Origin of the sequence: Vibrio sp. BS-M-Sm-2, from assembly GCF_041504345.1 — a bacterium.
Lineage (GTDB): Bacteria > Pseudomonadota > Gammaproteobacteria > Enterobacterales > Vibrionaceae > Vibrio > Vibrio satsumensis.
Window position 1 is genome coordinate 2,652,360 of the sequence record NZ_CP167894.1, and the last position, 14,807, is coordinate 2,667,166.

Annotated in this window: 12 protein-coding genes and 1 pseudogene; 7 read left to right on the forward strand and 6 right to left on the reverse strand. The window is 45.5% G+C overall.

Features of this window, described 5'->3' with window-relative positions; translation table 11 throughout:
• Positions 1-70: 70 nt before the first annotated feature.
• The 3 genes and pseudogenes from dxs to xseB all read right to left on the reverse strand — a co-directional run bounded on the left by dxs (position 71) and on the right by xseB (position 3,124).
• Entirely contained in the window at positions 71-1,954 is a 1,884-nt protein-coding gene (gene dxs, locus AB8613_RS12225; protein ID WP_372383878.1) for a 1-deoxy-D-xylulose-5-phosphate synthase, read from the reverse strand.
• A gap of 21 nt (positions 1,955-1,975) precedes the next feature.
• Positions 1,976-2,861 (reverse strand): annotated as a pseudogene (gene ispA / locus AB8613_RS12230) ((2E,6E)-farnesyl diphosphate synthase).
• Between the two features lie 20 nt (positions 2,862-2,881).
• Positions 2,882-3,124 (reverse strand): exodeoxyribonuclease VII small subunit, encoded by a 243-nt coding sequence (gene xseB, locus AB8613_RS12235; protein ID WP_004734405.1) that lies wholly within the window; start codon positions 3,122-3,124, stop codon positions 2,882-2,884.
• Positions 3,125-3,422: 298 nt separating this feature from the next.
• On the opposite strand from xseB, the gene pomA reads away from it, so the two are divergent.
• From pomA to rlmM, 7 genes are all read left to right on the forward strand, one after another.
• A complete protein-coding gene (gene pomA / locus AB8613_RS12240; protein WP_004734406.1) occupies positions 3,423-4,187 on the forward strand; it encodes a flagellar motor protein PomA in 765 nt (254 codons plus the stop codon).
• Positions 4,188-4,199: 12 nt separating this feature from the next.
• Positions 4,200-5,147, forward strand: a complete 948-nt coding sequence (locus tag AB8613_RS12245; RefSeq protein WP_285954297.1) for a flagellar motor protein MotB — start codon at positions 4,200-4,202, stop codon at positions 5,145-5,147.
• Positions 5,148-5,465: 318 nt separating this feature from the next.
• Complete coding sequence (gene thiI / locus AB8613_RS12250; protein WP_017060776.1) at positions 5,466-6,914, forward strand: tRNA uracil 4-sulfurtransferase ThiI; 1,449 nt, start codon at positions 5,466-5,468, stop codon at positions 6,912-6,914.
• Positions 6,915-7,585: 671 nt separating this feature from the next.
• Positions 7,586-8,494, forward strand: coding sequence for a transcriptional regulator GcvA (locus tag AB8613_RS12255; protein ID WP_060982558.1), 909 nt, complete (start codon positions 7,586-7,588; stop codon positions 8,492-8,494).
• Positions 8,487-9,110, forward strand: a complete 624-nt coding sequence (locus AB8613_RS12260; protein ID WP_146492071.1) for an alpha/beta fold hydrolase — start codon at positions 8,487-8,489, stop codon at positions 9,108-9,110. The genes AB8613_RS12255 and AB8613_RS12260 overlap by 8 nt, the downstream gene beginning before the upstream one ends.
• Positions 9,100-9,498 (forward strand): DUF423 domain-containing protein, encoded by a 399-nt coding sequence (locus AB8613_RS12265; protein ID WP_076675631.1) that lies wholly within the window; start codon positions 9,100-9,102, stop codon positions 9,496-9,498. Before AB8613_RS12260 ends, AB8613_RS12265 begins: the two co-directional genes overlap by 11 nt.
• Positions 9,495-10,586 carry a 23S rRNA (cytidine(2498)-2'-O)-methyltransferase RlmM gene (gene rlmM / locus AB8613_RS12270; protein ID WP_285954299.1) on the forward strand — a complete coding sequence of 364 codons (1,092 nt, stop codon included), beginning with the start codon at positions 9,495-9,497 and terminating at the stop codon, positions 10,584-10,586. The genes AB8613_RS12265 and rlmM overlap by 4 nt, the downstream gene beginning before the upstream one ends.
• A gap of 79 nt (positions 10,587-10,665) precedes the next feature.
• Here rlmM and xni read toward each other — a convergent pair whose 3' ends face one another.
• From xni to AB8613_RS12285, 3 genes are all read right to left on the reverse strand, one after another.
• A complete protein-coding gene (gene xni, locus AB8613_RS12275) occupies positions 10,666-11,439 on the reverse strand; it encodes a flap endonuclease Xni (protein ID WP_146492074.1) in 774 nt (257 codons plus the stop codon).
• 160 nt (positions 11,440-11,599) lie between these two features.
• Positions 11,600-12,964: a nucleotide 5'-monophosphate nucleosidase PpnN gene (gene ppnN / locus AB8613_RS12280; protein WP_146492075.1), complete on the reverse strand. Its 1,365-nt coding sequence runs from the start codon at positions 12,962-12,964 to the stop codon at positions 11,600-11,602.
• Positions 12,965-13,207: 243 nt separating this feature from the next.
• Positions 13,208-14,773: a GGDEF domain-containing protein gene (locus AB8613_RS12285; RefSeq protein ID WP_146492076.1), complete on the reverse strand. Its 1,566-nt coding sequence runs from the start codon at positions 14,771-14,773 to the stop codon at positions 13,208-13,210.
• Positions 14,774-14,807 lie beyond the last annotated feature (34 nt).

Below are 14,807 nucleotides of genomic sequence, written 5' to 3' on the forward strand. Positions count from 1 at the left end.
ACCCTAGGGCCAACCTTTTTTTGTTTGCGGAGCTTACGAGCTTACGAGCTTACGAGCTTACGTATTAAGGCTACTTAGCAAGATAGTCAGAGATAGACTTCTCAATACCTTTCGCGTCTAAGCCAAGCTCTTCATGCAGCTCGCCTTGCGTACCTTGAGCTATAAACTTGTCTGGTAAGCCAAGGTTCAGTACTGGCATTAGCAGTTTCTCTTGCATCAAGAACTCAATTACACCTGCACCTGCACCACCGGCAATCGCATTCTCTTCGATAGTCACCAGTACATCGTGGTCAGCGGCAAGTTGTTTGATTAGAGCTTCATCTAGCGGTTTCACAAAGCGCATGTCTGCAACGGTGGCATCCATTGCATCAGCTGCTTGAAGTGCATTTTTTAAGAAGGTACCAAAGCTTAGGATAGCAACCTTAGCGCCATCTTTTGCTTTTGAGCTTTCACGAACGATACGGCCTTTACCAATCTCAAGAGCAGTAAACTCACTTTGAATCTCAGTGCCCATACCATTACCGCGAGGGTAACGTACTGCACTAGGGCCTGTGTGTTGATGGCCTGTGTATAGCATTTGGCGACATTCGTTTTCGTCGCTTGGTGCCATGATCACCATGTTTGGAATGCAGCGCATAAAGCTTAAGTCGAACGCGCCTTGGTGTGTTTGACCATCGGCACCAACAAGACCAGCACGGTCAATAGCGAACATAACCGGTAGATCCATGATAGCCACATCGTGGATCAGTTGATCGTAGCCACGTTGTAGGAAAGTTGAGTAGATAGCCACAATCGGCTTATCACCTGCAATCGCCATACCTGTTGCTAGCGTTACTGCGTGCTGCTCAGCAATAGCAACATCGAAGTATTGCTCTGGGTACTCTTTCGAGAAACGCACCATGCCAGAACCTTCACGCATTGCTGGCGTGATTGCCATTAGCTTAGGATCTTGCGCAGCCATATCACACAGGAAGTCGCCAAAAATCTTAGAGAAAGTTGGCTTAGAGCTGGTGCTCTTAGGTAGGCTTGAGTGTGCGGGATCGAACTTTGGTACACCGTGGTAACCGATTGGATCTTTCTCAGCTGGCTCGTAGCCTTTGCCTTTCTTAGTCATGATATGCAGGAACTGAGGGCCTTTAAGGTCTCTCATGTTCTTAAGCGTTTTAATCAGCTCATTTACATCGTGGCCATCAATTGGGCCAATGTAGTTAAAGCCTAACTCTTCGAACATGGTGCCAGGTACAACCATGCCTTTTAGGTGTTCTTCTGTACGACGAACCAACTCTTTAATCGGCGGAACGCCTGATAGCACTTTCTTGCCGCCCTCACGAATTGACGTGTAAAGACTGCCAGAAAGAACTTGAGCTAGGTGGTTATTTAGCGCACCTACGTTTTCAGAGATCGACATCTCGTTATCGTTCAGGATAACCAGCATATCATTGTGAATATCGCCTGCGTGGTTCATTGCTTCAAATGCCATACCAGCAGTAATCGCGCCATCACCAATCACACTCACGACTTTACGGTTCTTACCTTCTTTTTTTGCACTGATAGCCATACCAAGTGCAGCACTGATCGAAGTTGAAGAGTGACCAACAGAAAGTGTGTCGTATTCGCTCTCTTGACGCCATGGGAATGGGTGCAGTCCATCTTTTTGACGGATAGTCGATAAACGGTCGCGACGACCAGTAAGAATTTTATGCGGGTATGCTTGGTGGCCAACATCCCAAACCAACTGGTCAAAAGGCGTGTTGTACACGTAGTGCAGAGCTACGGTTAGCTCTACTGTACCCAAGCCTGATGCTAAGTGACCACTTGATTGGCTCACTGAGTTAAGAAGATAGGTACGTAATTCATCACAAAGCTGTGTCAGCGTCTCTTTTGGAAGTAGACGCAAATCCTCTGGCTTATCAGCCAAAGCAAGAGTTGGGTACTTTGATATATCAAGAGTCATAGGTAATGCGCGCTTATTGTCTTAGTTCTTGCGCTCGATGACGTATCGGGCGAACTCTTCGAGTAACTGGGTATTGTATGGGATTGCAGCCAAAGCTTGAAGCGCTTCCTGTAGCAGAGTTCGCGCTTTTTCTTGAGCGCCCTCTAAACCTAGCAAAGAAGGGTAGGTGCTTTTGTTTAATTCTTGGTCAGAACCCTGTGGCTTACCCAAAGTTTCAGTATCGCTAGTGATATCTAAAATATCATCTTGAACCTGGAATGCTAATCCAATGGCATCGGCGTACTTGTCTAATAGAGGCATCACTTCAAACGCTTTCTCGCCCGCAGCAAGCGCACCTAAACGAATCGCACATTTCATTAGAGCGCCCGTTTTATTGCGGTGAACTTCTTCTAACTCTTCTAGAGTGACAGAGCGGTTTTCAGCTTCAATATCTAGTGCTTGTCCAATACACATACCTTGTGCACCAGAGGCTTCTGCTAGGCGTTGAATCATTCGAACGCGATTGCTTTCACCGTCAGTACTTAATGTGCCTTCCGCAAGTATAGTAAAAGCGAGAGTTTGTAGTGAATCGCCCGTTAAAATTGCCGTTGCTTCATCGTATTTGATGTGACAAGTCTGATGCCCACGACGCAGTTCATCGTCATCCATTGCTGGAAGGTCGTCAGTGAATCAGAGAGTAGGCATGAATACATTCGATTGCAGATGCTGGAGTGTCGAGTTCTTCAGCGGTGCAGCCGAGCATTTCCCCTGTAATGTAGACAAGAAATGGACGTGCGCGTTTGCCGCCTAAAAGTAACCCATAACGCATCGCGTTGATCAGGTTCTGATTTTGGTGTGGCAGGCGATCAAGCCAAAGGTTCAGTTGCTCGTTATTACGTGCTTGATAAGACAATAAAGTCTCGATCATAGGGGATCTCATACAATTCGTTATTCAGGTTGTGGGTTAAAGTCACTCAGCTCTGCATTTTCATCATTCTGCAGTAGGATGCTAACGCGTTGTTCAGCATCATTTAGTTTACTTTGACCGGCACGAGCGAGGGAGATGCCTCGTTCGAACTTTTTAAGCGCATCATCTAAAGCTAGATCACCATTTTCTAGTTGATCAACCAAGCCATCAAGCTCTTCGATTGCTGCTTCAAAGCTCATATTTTCAGGTTTCTTAGTAGCCATAATAAATCTGCGTTTGGAAAGATGAACGAACGTTACCCTAGGCCGCTGAGATGGTCAAATGTAACCAAGAAATTTTGCTAGAAAGTTCGTTTTTAAGGGGCTTGAACTCACTTTGCTTGAATAACCTTAGCTTTATCGAGTTTATGCGCTACGTCTAAGAGCAAAGTAAGCCAATAGTTGGGATTCAAAAACGAAAAGTGTGATACTTAGGCCAAGAATTTACTAAAAGATCTTATAGTCTTGCCGATACAAAGATTATCGTCGACATAGAGCTACAAAAAAGCATGAGGAGTGCTCAGTGGATTTAGCAACCCTAATAGGTTTGATTGGTGGATTTGCCTTTGTAATCATGGCAATGATCCTAGGTGGAAGCCTCGGGATGTTCTATGACACGACATCCATTTTGATCGTAGTTGGTGGCTCAACCTTTGTTGTTCTAATGAAGTTCACCATGGGACAGTTCTTTGGTGCGACTAAAATTGCTGGCAAAGCATTCATGTTTAAAGCCGATGAACCTGAAGATCTTATCGCTAAAGTGGTAGAGATGGCGGATGCAGCGCGTAAAGGTGGCTTCTTAGCACTGGAAGAGATGGAAATCAGCAACAGCTTCATGCAAAAAGGTATCGACCTGTTGGTGGATGGCCATGATGGTGATGTGGTGCGTGCTGCATTGCAAAAAGACATCGCATTAACCACAGAGCGTCACGAACAGGGCGCGAAAGTGTTCTCTGCATTTGGTGATGTTGCTCCTGCGATGGGTATGATTGGTACTTTGGTTGGTCTGGTTGCCATGCTTTCGAACATGGATGATCCTAAAGCGATCGGTCCTGCGATGGCGGTAGCACTTTTGACCACCCTGTACGGTGCGATTCTTTCGAACATGGTGTTCTTTCCTATTGCTGATAAGCTTGCGCTACGTCGTGACCAAGAGACACTTAACCGCCGTCTGGTTATGGATGGTGTGCTGGCGATTCAAGATGGTCAGAACCCACGAGTTATTGATGGTTACCTCAAGAGCTACCTAAACGAAGGTAAGCGGACTATTGATGGTGAACCCGCGTAAGAGGAGTTTAAGATGGATGAAGATAATCCATGTAAATGTCCTCCTCCGGGGTTACCTCAATGGATGGGGACATTTGCTGACTTGATGTCACTGCTGATGTGTTTCTTCGTACTGCTGCTCTCATTTTCTGAGATGGACGTACTGAAGTTCAAACAGATCGCTGGCTCGATGAAATTTGCGTTTGGTGTACAAAACCGCTTGGAAGTGAAAGACATTCCTAAAGGCACTAGCATCATTGCACAAGAGTTTCGCCCTGGTCGCCCAGAGCCGACACCGATTGATGTGATCATGCAGCAGACGATTGATATTACGCAGCAAACGCTTGAGTTTCATGAAGGTGAATCTGAACGTGCTGGTGGTACCATGCGTGACCAAGGCAAGATGACCGGAGGCAAGTCGCCAGAGGTCTCGACTCACGACAATCAAAACTCTGAGTCAGACCAACAGCAACAACAAGCTGAAGCTCAATCGCAAGAGATGGAAACCTTGATGGAAAGCATCAAGAAGGCGTTGGAGCGAGAGATCGACCAAGGCGCGATTGAGGTGGAAAACCTTGGCCAGCAGATTGTGATTCGAATTCGTGAAAAAGGCGCGTTCCCATCAGGTTCCGCTTTCTTACAACCTAAGTTCCGACCATTGGTGAGACAGGTTGCTGAGTTGGTGAAAGATGTTCCGGGTATCGTTCGAATCTCAGGGCACACCGATAACCAACGTCTTGATTCAGAGCTTTATCGCTCTAATTGGGACTTGTCATCACAGCGAGCGGTGTCTGTTGCTCAAGAGATGGAAAAGGTACGCGGTTTCTCTCATCAACGCTTGAGAGTACGTGGCATGGCCGATACCGAGCCAGTAGAGCCGAATGATACTGAATGGCAACGTAGCCTCAACCGCCGCGTTGAAATTAGCATCATGCAGGGCGAACCGCTTTACAGTGACGAAGTGCCTGTTATTAATGAATAGCCGATACGTGTACACAAGGTAGCATCCAGATAACATCGAAAGCCCAACCTTATAATGAGGTTGGGCTTTTTGTTTGTAGGTCTTTCACCATGCTCTTTGCTGAATTTATGTTGTTTCGAAACCTGCTACTTTTAATAACAAGCGGTTTAATGATGGTGTTACAGCAAGCACTCTTTTCCTTGCTTCACTTTCTCATGTATAATTCGCGCCCTTAGATTTAGATATGATCTATTCTTGCTTCAAGTGCTGTGTAAATTCTCTAATTTACTTGGCGATGAGCGTTCTCAAAATTTTGAACATTAATGTTGTGAAAGTACTATGAAATTTATTGTTAAGCCCCATCCGGAAATTTTTGTAAAAAGTGAATCGGTGCGTAAGCGCTTCACAAGGATTCTAGAGTGCAACATTCGTAACGTTATTCAACGTCGCTGTGAAAGTGTTGCGGTATTCAACCGTCGCGATCATATCGAAGTGACGTCTGAGAGTGACCAGTACTACGCAGAAGTGTTAGAGGCTCTGACTCACACTCCAGGTATTCACCACTCTCTTGAAGTTCAACAGTCTGAGTTTAAAGACTTGCACGATATTTACGAGCAAGTACTAGAACGCAGCCGTGCTGACATTGAAGGCAAGACTTTCTCTGTTCGAGCTAAGCGTCGTGGTAAGCATGACTTTACCTCTATTGAACTTGAACGCTACGTAGGCGGCGGCCTAAACCAAGCAGTTGAGTCAGCTAAAGTTCGACTTAAGAACCCTGATGTAACCGTTAAAGTTGAAGTGGCTAACGATAAGCTAAACCAAGTTCTAGCTCGTCACAAAGGCCTAGGTGGTTTCCCTCTTGGTACCCAAGAAGATCTACTAAGCTTGATCTCTGGCGGCTTTGATTCTGGTGTTTCAAGCTACCTGCACATCAAACGTGGCTCTAAGGTTCACTACTGTTTCTTTAACCTTGGTGGCCCAGCGCACGAGATTGGCGTTAAGCAAGTGGCTCACTACCTATGGAATAAATACGGCTCATCTGCAAAGGTGAAGTTCATTTCTGTAGACTTTGAACCAGTGGTTGCTGAAATTCTTGAGAACGTAGAAGACGGCCAAATGGGCGTTGTTCTTAAGCGTATGTTCATGCGTGCTGGTGGTATGGTTGCAGAGCGCTTCGGTATTGAAGCTCTAGTAACGGGTGAAGCACTTGGTCAGGTTTCTAGCCAAACGCTAACTAACCTTCGCCACATCGACAACGTGACAGATACTTTGATTCTTCGTCCGCTTATCAACTGGGATAAAGAAGACATCATTGACCTTTCTCGTATCATCGGTACTGAAGACTTCGCTAAAGTAATGCCTGAGTACTGTGGTGTTATCTCTAAGAAGCCAACAGTGAAAGCGAAGAAAGGCAAACTAGAAGCAGAAGAAGCTAAGTTTAACTTTGAAGTGCTGGATCAAGTGATCGAGAACGCTCGTGTTATGGATATCCGTGACATCGAGAAAGAGAGTCAAGAGCAAGCGCCTGAAGTTGAACAAGTTCAAGCTGTTGCTGAGCACGCTATCGTTCTTGATATCCGTAGCCCAGAAGAAGAAGACGAAAGCCCACTAGAGATCGAGGGTGTTGAAATTAAACACATCCCATTCTTCAAGCTTTCAACTCAGTTTGGCGACCTAGACCAAGCGAAAGAGTACTTGCTGTACTGTGACCGTGGTGTAATGAGCCGTCTACAGGCGCTTTATCTACAAGAGCAAGGCTTCCATAACGTTAAGGTTTATCGCCCATAGCGGTGCATTGGCCAACCGTTAATCATTTTGCCAAGCCGCTTACTGAAAAGTAAGCGGCTTTTTTATTTTCTATTGTGAATGATTTACAGTAGTCAGACAGAGGCGTGAGTTTGGGCGTGCTATCGTCATGCTCAGCTTTAAAATTTTTATTGATAGAAAGAGTAAGCTCTAAACGGGTTTATAAGTACCGAAGAAGTGTGAGTATCTTGAAGTATTCTGTTACTTTTTAGTGCAACTCAATGGTGCTATTTGTATGTGTTCAGTTGATTATTTGAGTGGGTGTCTGATTCTGTGATTAGCGATGAAAAATAATAAAGATTAATTAGCACAGCTATTGATAAACTTGTTGTTACAGTTCTTTGCACATAAAAAAACACCGCCCATAAGGCGGTGTAAACAAATTTGACAGACAGGTCAAAATAAATACAGGAAGTACATGCCTCGTTTCAGTATAGAACTGCAACAAAACATTTGGTAGAACTCTACCCAACTCGAAAAGAACGAGTTTGCAAACACAACATCGCAGGAGCTAAGCCAATTGATTCTAGAGAGAATCAAGCCGTTCAGGCTAGCTGCTGCGGGATGAAATATAGAATTTCTCTGGCCGCTAGGCAATGGACAAATTATAATGTTTCAGATAAAAAAAACTAATGCTTATTTAGAGAGTAACTATGTCTCGTCGATTACCCCCATTAAACTCGCTAAGAGTGTTTGAAGCAGCAGCTCGACACTTGAGTTTTACGCGTGCCGCAGAAGAGTTGTTTGTTACTCAAGCGGCGGTTAGCCATCAGATCAAAGCGCTTGAAGAGTTCTTATCTTTGAAGCTGTTTCGCCGAAGAAACCGCTCTTTGCTGCTGACTGAAGAAGGCCAAAGCTACTTCTTGGATATCAAAGATATTTTCACATCACTGGCAGAAGCGACAGACAAAGTGCTGGAGCGAAGTGAGAAGGGCGCATTGACCATCAGTTTACCGCCTAGTTTTGCTATTCAATGGTTGGTGCCAAGGCTCGCTGACTTTAATCAGCAAGAACCTGATATTGATGTAAGAATCAAAGCCGTTGATATGGATGAAGGCTCGCTGACCGATGATGTAGACGTGGCTATTTACTATGGTCGAGGTAACTGGCCGGGGCTTAGAGCCGATAAGCTTTACCAAGAATACTTGATCCCTCTTTGCTCACCTTCCGTGCTGCTAGGAGCTAAACCATTAGAATCTCTCAGTGATCTGGCATGCCATACGCTATTGCATGATACCTCTCGAAAGGATTGGAAACAGTTTGCTAAGCAAAATGGCATCGACGGGGTTAACGTTAATCACGGACCTATCTTCAGTCACTCAACCATGGTGTTGCAGGCAGCAGCTCACGGCCAGGGTATTGCACTGGGTAATAACGTGTTGGCGCAACCTGAAATCGAAGCGGGTCGTTTGATTGCGCCTTTCGACGAAGTGTTGGTGAGTAAGAACGCCTTCTATGTGGTTTGTCATGAGAAGCAAGCCGATATGGGGCGTATCGCTACTTTCCGTGATTGGATGCTGGCGAAAGCGCAAAGCGAACAAGAGGACTTACTCGATGAATAACCTCATCATTGATGGTGAAGACAATCCTATCACCTTTATCTTTGCTCATGGTGCTGGCGCAGGCATGGATCATGAGTTTATGCAGTCGGTAGCCAAAGGATTAGCCTTTAAAGGGATACGAGTGATTCGTTTCAATTTCCCTTACATGATCAAGCGTGCTGAAGATGGTAAGCGTCGTCCACCTGACAGAGCACCTAAGCTACTTGAAGCCTACCAAGAGGTTATTGAGCAGGTTGATGCCGATAAGCTTGTGATTGGTGGTAAGTCGATGGGAGGGCGTATGGCGAGCCATTTGTCTGAAGTTGATAAGGTGGCCGCCATGGCGTGTTTAGGCTTTCCTTTTCATCCTCCTGGTAAACCAGATAAGTATAAAGGTGAACACTTAGCTGAGTTGCAAAAGCCGTGTCTGATTTTACAGGGTGAGCGCGACACTTTTGGTAAGCGTGAAGAGTTTGCTGACTTTGATCTGTCGGATTCTATTCGTGTTGAATTTATTCCCGATGGCGACCACAGCTTTAAGCCTCGTAAGAGCTCCGGTTACACAGAGCAGCAGAATATTGCGTTAACCGTTGAGAAGTTGTCGGCGTTTATCAAAGAGGTGCTCAATGAGAAGTAAGTATTTACTCACGTTTTCCGGCATTTCTGGCGCGATAGCAGTGATGCTTGGTGCCTTCGCGGCTCACGGTTTGAAAGCTATTTTACCTGAGTATCTGCTAGGTGTGTTTGAGACCGGAGTTCAATACCAGTTTATCCATACTCTGGCGATATTGGCGTGTGGCGCCCTGCTGCAGATGAAACTTGGCGCTAAATCACAAAAATATTTTTTCATCGCGGCAATTTGCTTTATCATCGGCATCCTTTGTTTTAGTGGCAGCCTTTATGGCTTGGCACTGACAGGAATAAAATGGTTTGGCCCTATCACTCCGTTTGGTGGTCTACTATTTATCATTGGTTGGGGAGTCTTCTCCTTCGCTGCTTTGAATATAAAAGAGGTAACTCAGTGAAACACGTACTACTTTATTGTCGCTCTGGTTTTGAAAAAGAATGTGCTGGCGAAATTCAAGACAAGGCAACACAACTGGAAGTGTTTGGTTTTCCTCGCCTAAAGAACAATACAGGCTTTGTATTGTTTGAATGTTACCAAGCAGGTGAAGCGGACAAGTTGATCAAAGAGATCGATTTCCAATCACTGATTTTTGCTCGTCAAATGCTGGCAGTGGCTGTTGAAATTAAAGATTTGCCAACTGATGACCGTATTTCTCCAATTCTTGAGGCGCTTTCTGATAAAGAAGGTTTCCCTCGTTGTGGTGATATCCGTATCGAAACGCCAGATACTAACGAAGCAAAAGAGCTTTTGAAGTTCTGCCGTAAGTTTACTGTGCCGATGCGTCAAGCGATGCGTGGTAAAGGCTTGATGACGGCGAAGGACAACGCTAAGAAGCCAGTATTGCACCTGTGCTTCATCGCTCCGGGCCACTGCTTTGTGGGTTACTCTTACCCATCGAACAACTCACAGTTCTTCATGGGTATTCCTCGTCTGAAATTCCCATCAGATGCACCTAGCCGTTCTACATTGAAGTTAGAAGAAGCGTTCCACGTATTCATTCCTCGTGATGAGTGGGATGAGCGTCTGGCTCCGGGTATGTGGGGTGTTGATTTAGGTGCGTGTCCAGGCGGTTGGACTTACCAACTGGTTAAGCGTTCGATGTTCGTTCACTGTGTTGATAACGGCATGATGGCAGACAGCCTAATGGAAACTGGCCAGATTAAGCACCACATGGTAGATGGCTTTAAGTTTGAACCAGATCGTAAGAACGTCACTTGGATTATCTGTGACATGGTTGAGAAACCAGCTCGTGTTGCACACCTTATGGGTGAGTGGATCATCAAAGGTTGGGCGAAAGAAGCATTATTCAACCTTAAACTGCCAATGAAAGGCCGTTACGATGAAGTACTGCAAGATATCGAGAACCTAAAAGTGTTCCTTATTGAGAACAAAGTGAAGTTTAAGATGCAGGCTAAGCACCTTTATCATGATCGCGAAGAGATCACGGTTCACATTCAGGCGCTTTCAAACATCTCACCGCACTAATATTTACGTTAGCGTGTCAGTGAAAAAAATGCTCCTTTAAGGAGCATTTTTTATATCAATATCGTCGAGTCACAGCGAGTTAAACTTTCGCTTCGTAACGAATGTCTTGCAGGTTGAATCCAAGATCAATATCGGTTTTGAGTGCAGAGACTTGCTTACACACACGTGCTGATTCAATGTGTTCATCAAACTTCTTACGATATTTCTTCGGTAAGTCTTCCGCCTGAAAGGCCGCTTCGATATCCGGGTAAGTGGTTAAGATTTCTTTTGCAGCTTTTGGTCCTATACCTGGAATCCCCGGTACTTGGCTAGAGCTCACACCGGTTAAGCCCCAGTAATCTGCAAGCTGCTCAGGTTTAACGCCAAACTCAGCTTCGATAAAGGGTTTGTCTAGCCAGCGGTGTTGGAAGTAATCTCGGATCTGCAGAGTGGGTGATAGCAGTTGGCAATACCCTTTGTCTGTCGAGATGATGGTGACGGTTTCTCCGTGGTCTGCCACTTTCTTGGCCAGTGTTGCGACTAGATCATCTGCTTCATCGCCATCAGACAGCAGTGAATCAATGCCTAACTCCCACCAAGCCTGTTGGATAGCATCAAGGCCTTTCATCAATGGTTCTGGCATTGGCTTACGGTTCTGTTTATAAGCTGGTAGTACTTCAGCGCGCCATCCTCGGTCTTGTAAGTGATGATCAAAAACCGCGATGATGTGGGTTGGCTTTGATTCAGTCAGAATCTTATTGAGAGTGCGAGTAGTGGTGGTGATAGTTCTTGCTATATCGGTTGGGTCCGGCTGAACAGAGTGCACGCGTCGGATGAGGTTTAAGGCATCGATAATAACAAGATGGATAGACATAAGTTTCCATTAAATAGGCAATAAAAAAGGGGCTGCTAGCCCCTTATAGTAACGTATCACTTGGTGAGTTGAAACGTTAGCGACGTAAACGTCATAACCTGATTAACTTTATGTCTGCCAATTGGTTATCACTCACTTAGTTACTCGTTAATGAGTGTGCTTAATCGTTTGGTGCGATTTTATAGCAAGGCACGTAGTCCGTACCGCCCGGTAGCTTCATTCGATGTTGCTCAACAAAATCGTTTAGCAGTTGGTCCATTTTGGTCATTAGCTCTTTGTCGCCATCAATTAGGAATGGGCCGTGCTTCTCGATCTCCAGAATCCCTTCAGCTTTGACGTTACCCGCCACAATGCCAGAGAACGCTTTACGTAAATTAGCGGCTAGGCTCTCTGTTTTTTGGTCCATATGAAGATCAAGCGCCGCCATAGATTCGTGTGTTGGGTCGAATGGCAGTTGGAACTCAGGCTCAATATGCAGTGACCAGTTGTAGCTGTAGGCATCGCCAGTCTCTTTACGGTGAGAGCGCACATCTGGCATCGCTTGTTTCATGATTTTCGCAGCGCGTGCTGGGTCATCAATCACGATTTCATAATGTTTCTGTGCATCAGGCCCTAGAGTTTCACCAATGAACTTATCGATCGAGCGGAAATAAGCTTCACTCTCTTTCGAGCCAGTTAGGACAATCGGCATTGGCTGCTCGGCGTTATTCGGGTGCATCATGATCCCTAAGATGTACAGCAGCTCTTCGGCCGTGCCTGGGCCGCCTGGGAAAATGATGATGCCATGCGCCATACGAACGAATGCCTCAAGACGCTTCTCGATATCTGGCATTATCACCAGTTCGTTTACTATCGGGTTTGGTGGCTCAGCGGCAATGATTGAAGGCTCTGTCAGCCCTAAGTAACGATGATCAGTATAACGTTGCTTAGCGTGACCAATAGCCGCGCCTTTCATTGGCCCTTCCATCGCACCCGGTCCACAACCGGTACAGATGTTCAGCTCACGTAGGCCCAGTTCATTACCCACTTCGCGAGTGTACTGGTATTCAGTGGCATTAATTGAGTGACCACCCCAGCACACGATCAGGTTAGGCTCGATGCCCGGCGTAAGTGCGCCTGCATTCCTCAGAATACCAAATACGAGGTTGGTAATGTGAGTGGCATTAGTCAGGTTGAGCCTTTGGTTATCTGCGAGGTGCATGTTGACGTAAACAATGTCACGCAGCACTGAAAATAGGTGTTCTTGGATACCCTTGATGATCTCACCATCGACAAAGGCATGCTCTGGTGGGTTGCTCAGCTCGAGTTTGATACCACGCTCACGTCGCACTACCTCAACATCAAACGATTGATACTTGTCGAGTAGCTCTTTGGAGTTGTCGGTGTGGCTACCTGAGTTGAGTACCGCTAACGTACAGTTACGATACAGTTGGTATAGATCACTAGATGCGGTTTTCTTAAGACGCTCAACCTCAAGTTGAGAGAGTAAATCCATGCTACCGGCAGGGCTGATATGAGTGATCATAGTGCCTCCTTGTTGAAAAGAGCAGAGGACGTTGAAGTGACCCTCTGGCTCGAGAGTGAGAAGCAAACGTTGAAAGTGTTTGGTTAAAGGTGGGGGAGAGTTAACCAGACGAAACGGATACGACAGCGTTGCTTGCCAAGAATGCTTGTTAAGCGAATGTTAATCATTAGCTTAGCAAACATTGAGGGAAATGGTATGTGATAAGTATTTGAAAAAATGAAATAAATTAAATCTAGGGCTGGCCTAGTGCCAAACAAGTTGGTTATTACCGCGTTGTTTTGCTTTATTTAGTGTTGTATTGAGTCGCTCTAACACTTCTTCAGGTGTATCTGACTCTTTAAACTGAGTACTTGCCGCGCATAAAGTAATCGTGATTTGTTGGTCACGGAACTTAAAGGGTAAGCGGCTTACTTGAGTTTGAATGTTTTGAATCACTTGGTGACAATATTCATCGGTTTGCTCTGGCAATAGTAAGACAAATTCTTCACCTGAAAAACGCGCCACAGTATCGGTCGTGCCTGCTTCTTTGGTGATGGTTCTTGCGATGATCTTAAGCGCTTTATCGCCGGCGGTATAACCAAAGCTATCGTTAATGGCTTTGAAGTTGTCGATGTCCAGAAGTACTACGCGCAGTGAGTGTTGTGCGCGGATCCAGCGGCGATACTCAAGCTCTAAGCGATCAGTGAAAGCGGTACGATTGTAAACCTTCGTAAGAGGGTCAAGCAGCATACGCTGAGCCTGATCTTCCAAACGCTTACGGTAATCTTGGGTGACTTCATAGAGTGAATCTAACTGAGTTTTTCCGTAACTCATTCTCTCTATTAGAGCTTGTTCTTTTTGCTCTGCGTGGTTCAGTCTTTCCGAAAGAGAAGCGATTTCACTGAGTAGCGGGTTAATTGACCGTTTTAAACTATCAATATCCTTGGCTTTCTCTACTGAATTCTGGCTCTTAGCGACAAGTTCATTTAACTCAGAGTTAAGCCCTTGGCGGTGCTCAAAGTAGCTTTGGCTCTGGTCGGCATTTTGGTCTGCCGTTTTGATGCTGGAAGCTAGAGAGGAATTAAGCTGATCGATAAACTGTTCAGATTTCTTGCGCTCTAGGTTGGTGCCTTCAATAACCAGTTTGAGGATCTGAAGTGTCAGCTCAAGTAGGTTTTGTGTGGAAACCCCAAGTAGTAGCTTAGCTCTAATATCAGTAAGCAAATCCCCCGATTCACCCTCAAAATCGAGTTCAGTAATCAGGTGTTGTAATTCGTTTGACAGGTCGGAAAGAAGTTCCTGTTCCGGAGAATGCGTAGCATCGGCAAAATGAGTGCGTGAGTTGTTCGCCATAATCTTAATGGCACGCTCATAAATACCGAGTAGTTTCATGGCATGGTCAACTTTCTGACTGCCATTGCATTCGGAGAAGCTAAGTAAGTTTCGTAGGTCGCGTTTTAGCTGTGCTGGAAGGCCAGTTATGCGTTGCAGCGTTTCCCCACTGTGCTTAATGCTATCGTCCAGATATCCGTTCTGTTTATCCATAGCCAACGTTTTCTGCTTAAGCATCCTTTCTAATACTGCCAGCTTTGGGATCATCGAGCTAATGTCTTTTTGCTTTTCTAGCTCTTCCCTAAGGGCAATGAGGTTTTCATCTAAATGGCTGTTACTGCCAACACATGCATCACTCAAAGATGTGACGATACGCTTTAGAACTTTTTGTTCTCTAAGAAATTTGAACGAGGTGTCTCTTTGCGCCAAACGAACTTGCTCCAACTGAAATTTCAGCTGGTGGAGTTGCGCCTGAATGTCTTTTTCAAGAATGCCCATAGATGTATTAATTAGCGCCGCGTAGACCGATCTC